Raw genomic sequence first — 5,398 nt, forward strand, 5'->3', positions numbered from 1 at the left:
CGTTCGCCTGGCGGGTGTATTTACCGACACCGCCCCGGACGCGGAGTCCGGCTGTATCGACGACTGTCTGGCGATGGCACGGGCAACTGGCGCCGACGGCCTGCTGGCCGTGGGTGGCGGCAGCGTGCTCGACTCGGTGAAACTGGTCAAGCTCGCCATGTACAACGGGGTGGACAGCGTGGACCAGTTGCTGAAGTCCCCGGTGAAAATGATGAACTGGCCGGAAGTGGAATATATGGGCGTGCCCCATATCTCAGTTCCCACAACTGCTGGTACCGGTGCGGAAGTGACCAATGGCGCGGTGATTTACAACAAGGAACTGGGCATCAAGCACCTGATCGTCAGCAACTACCTGGAGTCGGATATCGCTGTACTGGATGCGCACATGACCACCGGCCTGCCGCCCATGTTGACGGCCGCCACCGGTATGGATGCCCTGACCCACGCAGTTGAAACCATGGGCCATCTCAACACGAACCATTTCACCCTGGCCCACGCCGAGACCAGCGCAAAAGTCATCCTCGAAAACCTGCCGAAGGTGGTCGCCGATGGCTCGGATGTCCTCGCTCGCCAGGCCATGCTCAACGCCAGCGCCATGGCCTGTAACTCGGTGGTGAATGATCTGGGTGCGTCGCCAATACACAATTTCGCTCACGCTCTGGGCGCTGTCTGCCATATTCACCACGGTGAGGCCAACGGCGTACTGCTACCCGTGGTAATGGAAGAATTCCCCGATTTCTATGTGCCGGTGGCGGACCGCCTGAAAGGGGTGTTCGGAGTAGAAGGCGAGGGCAGGGATGCTGTCCTCGCCTGTGCCGCCGCTATTCGCGAGCTGTTGGTGCAGATGGGGCACCCGCTGGACTTTGCCCGTCATGATATTCCCGCATCGAAAATGTCCGAGATCGTTGCGGCCATCGCCGGCGACCCGCTCGCGGCGTTCCTGCCAATCCCGATGGAAATCATTGAGTCCGTGTGCCGCCGCGTCTGTAACTGGTCATAAGGAGAGCTCACCATGAAAATAAATTTCAGCACTATCAGTGAGCGCCTTGCGGATGCTTTCTCAGAGCGCGAGGCTCTGGTGAACATCGAGCGCGGCCGCCGTTATACCTTCCGCGAGTTCCACCTGCTGACCAACCGCATCGTCAATATGATGCGCCACAAGCTGGACCTGCAACGCGGCGATAACGCGGTGATCATCCTGGACAACGACAACGCATCGCTGTTGCACTTTTTCACCGCGGCAAAAGCCGGCACCCCCCTGTGCTACACCAACTACCGCGACAGCCTGGATGATCACACATACCAGGTGGATACGGTCAGCGCCAAGGTGGTGTTCATCGAGGCTGACCTGCTGGAAAGCCACTATGACATGCTGCGCGAGCGCCAGGTCACCATCGTGGCTATGGACAAGCCGGAGAAAGAGTACCAGGGCGTACACTATTTCTGGAACCTGCTGGAGCAGGTGGACGACAGCAACCCCAACGTGGTGATCGACGATCGCGACGACGTGGTGATCATGCGCTTCACCGGTGGCACTACCGGGCGTGGCAAGTGTGCCATGTACACAGCGGACACCTACCTGGCGTGTCGCGACTCCTACTGGGCCCTGCCGGATCCGGCCTGGAACCCCGAGACCCGCTTTATCCACCTGGCGCCGATCACCCACGGCAGCGGCATGATGTTTGCGCCGACCCAGTTCAAGGGCGGTTGTACCGTGACCATGAATGTGCCCGATCTGGATGCCTGGTGTGACAATATCGCCGCCGAGCGGATCACTAACGGTTTCGCCGTGCCGACCCTGCTGTACCGCCTGCTGGATATGGACGAGAAGGGTCGGGCGCGGTTCAAGACAATTGAAAACATGTACTACGGTGCTGCCCCCATGAGCCCGTCCAAGCTGGCGGAACTGCAGGCGGCCTTTGGGAACAACTTCATTCAGGTCTATGGCTCCACCGAGCACTTTGGTGTGGCCCTGTCCATGAGCAAAGCCGACCACCTGGTGGAGGACGGCGATGATTCGCACCTGGCCTCCGCCGGCCGGCCTGCGCCTTTCACCGAGCTTGAGATCATGGACGACGACGGCAACCCGGTGCCGCGGGGAGAGACCGGCGAGATCTGGCTGCGTTCCCGCGCCATTGTGCCGGGCTACTTTGGCAATCCGGAGCAGACCGCTTCTGAGTTCCAGGATGGCTTCTGGAAGTCTGGCGACATTGGCAGGATCGACGAGCGTGGCTTCTTTCATATTGTCGATCGCAAGAAAGACATGATTATCAGTGGCGGCTTCAATATCTACGCCAACGAAGTGGAATCCGCGCTTAACAGCCACCCGGCGGTGCTCATGTCCGCGGTGGTCGGTGTGCCTCATGAGGAGTGGGGCGAATCGGTGCACGCCGAGGTCATGCTCAAGGAAGGCGCCGAGGTTGAAGAGGCGGCCCTTATCCAGCACGTACGCAACGAGTTGGGCGGATACAAGACGCCCAAATCCGTTGAAATCGTTGAGGAGATACCCACTAGCGTGGTGGGCAAGGTGCTGCGCCGGCAGGTGCGCCAGAAATACTGGGAGGAGGCCGGCCGCAAGGTCGGGTGAGCCCAGCACATGAGCAAACTCAAGCAACTGTCGGGGCTCGATGCCTCCTTCATCTATCTGGACACGGACCGCGCCAGTACCGGCGGCACCATGATCTATGTATACGACCAGTCCACAATCCCCGGCGGTGGCCACCTGCGCTTCAAGGAAATCCTCAAACACATCGAATCGCGCACCGCCACCTCGCCGATCTTCCGCCAGAAGCTCAAGCAGGTGCCGATGTCCCTGGACTATCCCTACTGGGTGGAAGATGAGAATTTCCGCATCGAGAACCACGTGTTCCACGTTGCCCTGCCCAAGCCCGGCGACTGGCGGCAGTTCTGTATCATGGCCTCGCGCCTGACCACCCCCCCATTTCGATTTCAATCGCCCTCTGTGGGAGATGTACGTGGTTGAGGGGCTGGACAATATCGACTGGCTGCCCAAGGGCAGCTTCGCCATCCTCACCCGCATGCATCACGCGGCCGTAGACGGCACCGCGGCGGCACAATTGACCTGGGCCCTGCACGACCTCGATGCCCGGGGTAAGAAGAGGGTCGGCCGTCATCCTGGAAAAATTCGCCAAAGTTAGCCTAACCTGCTGTTTTTATTGTAAATATCCAAATTCAGTCATTAGGTGCGGGTAAAACGTCCAAATTTAGCCACTTCAAATGCAAACCCCTGGCACCACTCTAATTTTTGAAAATTACGCGCAATTACGCATGGTATGCGTAATTCGATATAACATTGATTTCTGCTATCGATTTACACCTGCTCTTTGGGCTAAAATCACACGACCGACCGGGTATGAGCCTTCTCTGTCGTAAAACAGCAATAAGGTCTGCGAAGCGCCTTAGGTGGCCAGCGATAAGAGCAAATACCCTACTGAGACTGAGAGCAGCAGGTCACCCACTGGCTTCAGGGGTTTTACTTCTTTCTTCCAGTAAACGATTCATCATTTCTGTCTTAATTGAGATTTCCGTTTCCAGCTTGCCAATCGAAACAGACGCTTGGGCTTTCCAGGCGAGTAGCTCTTCATTCAGCCTTTTAAGTTTATCGAGTTCCTCTGATTGGTTTTCGAACTCGGATAGTTGGGTTTTGAGCGACTCGACTTCTTCTGATTTCGACTCCAGGTTTGTTGTGAGTTTGCGTTGCTCAGCTTCCAGTTTTGCAACCGTTTTCTGCGTGGCACCAAGCTCAGCTGCCAATCTTCCGTTGTCTTTGTTCAGCTGCGTGATATCACCCTGCTTAACAGAAAGCGTTTGATTTAAGGTCCTAATTTCCGCTTGTAATTGCTGTACTTGGTGCTCATGTTTTCGCTGATCCTGCTCACGCTGATCCTTAACGGAATGCCGGTAATGCTCCATCGCATCGCGGCTGTGACGATGCTTTTCTTCCAGAGACTCGATCTGAGCCTGCTTCTCAACTAACAACGCGTGAAGCTTTTCATTCGCCTGATTGGCTTTGGTTTCACTGGCTTTTAAAGCTTCCTCGGAGGCCCTTCTGGCGTCAAGATCGGAGAGCGCGGCTTTCAGCTCGAGCTCCTTTGCTTCTAATATGTTGTTTGTGCTGGAAATCGATTTTTCGAGTTCTTGAAGGCGATCGGTTAGCGCCTTCACCTGGCTTTGATGCGTGGCTTGATGGTCATCAACCAGGGACTGAGCCTCCTGTCGAAGCACTGAAGCGAGGCGTACGACGAGTTCTTTTATAGGCTGGCTGAGCAGTTCCTCATCATCCAATCGAGCCGACGCCTCTTCTTCGATCTCGCGCAAATAGCGATGAATAGTAGACTTTGAACCGGTATTGCCTAGCTCTACTCGTATTGCGTCAATGGAGGGGTTTTCGCCCCGGCTGATCAGGGTTTCGCGTGCGTTGGATACCAGCGCCTTATTAATCCCACCTCTTGCCATAATTCACCTCTCGGTATATTTCGTACTGTATTACATACCATGTATATACATACTATTTTATATGCTGAAATTGAGAAATGACACACTAAAATAACTTTAAATAATCAAGACTTATTTTAGGTTATGGTGAATTTTGATCGTTCTGGTACAAAAAACTGTACATTTGCGTGTCACCCTACTGATCTCGACAATGCTCGTTGTCTAATTCAAATTCGACCGTGGTATGACTCAAATCGAATTCAGACAGCTCCTGAGACAAGCGTTGCTTTAGAGTTCTTTGATCTTCCAGCGACACACTGGCATTTAGCTCAATATGCACTGTAAGTACATGGTGCTCTCCATCAAGTGACCACAAGTGCAAATGGTGAAAACTTTGAAACTCCGGGATCGATTTGAGTTTGCTTTCAATTTTTTTAGCGAGGTTTTTGTCGGGTACACCCTGCAAAAATAGTTTTAAGGTAGAACCGACATTACGTAATACGTTGAACAATATAAAAAGGGTAAATCCGATGGCCAGAATCGGGTCCAGGATAGGCCATTCAACAAACATAAGTACGATCGACACAACAAAAACGGCCACCCATCCGAGCACGTCTTCAAGCAAATGCCAATTGAGAACTTTTTCATTCATGGTCTTGCCTTTGCTGAGCTTGAATGCCGCAAAGCCGTTCACGGCAATACCAAAAATCGACAATGCCAGCATGCCTTCGGTCACCGGCATTTCCGGATCGGATAAACGCGGAATGGATTGGTACAGTACCCAGGCTGAACCAGCAATCAGAACGATGCCGTTAATCAGTGAGCCTAATAATGACAGTCGTTTATAACCGTATGAAAAATTTTGGGACGCTGGCCTGTTTCCAAGTTTTGCCAATATCCAGGCTAGCCCAATCGATAAACTATCTCCCAAATCGTGGACAGC

The 5,398-nt window shown here is 53.9% G+C and carries 6 protein-coding genes; 4 read left to right on the forward strand and 2 right to left on the reverse strand.

The window, feature by feature from the left end; all coding sequences use genetic code 11:
• The 4 genes from IB286_RS15145 to IB286_RS15665 all read left to right on the forward strand — a co-directional run.
• On the forward strand, positions 1-1,000 hold a 1,000-nt coding region (locus tag IB286_RS15145), incomplete at its 5' end, for an iron-containing alcohol dehydrogenase (protein WP_190766989.1).
• A 12-nt stretch (positions 1,001-1,012) separates the two neighbouring features.
• Complete coding sequence (locus IB286_RS15150) at positions 1,013-2,587, forward strand: class I adenylate-forming enzyme family protein (RefSeq protein ID WP_190766990.1); 1,575 nt, start codon at positions 1,013-1,015, stop codon at positions 2,585-2,587.
• A 9-nt stretch (positions 2,588-2,596) separates the two neighbouring features.
• Positions 2,597-2,983: a wax ester/triacylglycerol synthase domain-containing protein gene (locus IB286_RS15155; protein ID WP_263399093.1), complete on the forward strand. Its 387-nt coding sequence runs from the start codon at positions 2,597-2,599 to the stop codon at positions 2,981-2,983.
• Positions 2,976-3,158 (forward strand): wax ester/triacylglycerol synthase domain-containing protein, encoded by a 183-nt coding sequence (locus tag IB286_RS15665; RefSeq protein WP_317889780.1) that lies wholly within the window; start codon positions 2,976-2,978, stop codon positions 3,156-3,158. The genes IB286_RS15155 and IB286_RS15665 overlap by 8 nt, the downstream gene beginning before the upstream one ends.
• A gap of 313 nt (positions 3,159-3,471) precedes the next feature.
• Here IB286_RS15665 and IB286_RS15160 read toward each other — a convergent pair whose 3' ends face one another.
• Both IB286_RS15160 and IB286_RS15165 read right to left on the reverse strand, forming a co-directional pair.
• Entirely contained in the window at positions 3,472-4,476 is a 1,005-nt protein-coding gene (locus IB286_RS15160) for a DNA-binding protein (protein ID WP_190766991.1), read from the reverse strand.
• A 175-nt stretch (positions 4,477-4,651) separates the two neighbouring features.
• The coding region (locus tag IB286_RS15165) for a cation diffusion facilitator family transporter (protein ID WP_190766992.1) at positions 4,652-5,398 on the reverse strand (747 nt) is incomplete at its 5' end.

Source organism: Spongiibacter pelagi, assembly GCF_014705705.1.
Taxonomy (GTDB): Bacteria; Pseudomonadota; Gammaproteobacteria; order Pseudomonadales; family Spongiibacteraceae; genus Spongiibacter; species Spongiibacter pelagi.

Bases quoted from the DNA above. Each gene is read 5' to 3' on its own strand.
- IB286_RS15150 (WP_190766990.1), top strand. From the start codon at position 1,013: ATGAAAATAAATTTCAGCACTATCAGTGAGCGCCTTGCGGATGCTTTC.
- IB286_RS15155 (WP_263399093.1), top strand. From the start codon at position 2,597: ATGAGCAAACTCAAGCAACTGTCGGGGCTCGATGCCTCCTTCATCTAT.
- IB286_RS15160 (WP_190766991.1), bottom strand. From the start codon at position 4,476: ATGGCAAGAGGTGGGATTAATAAGGCGCTGGTATCCAACGCACGCGAA.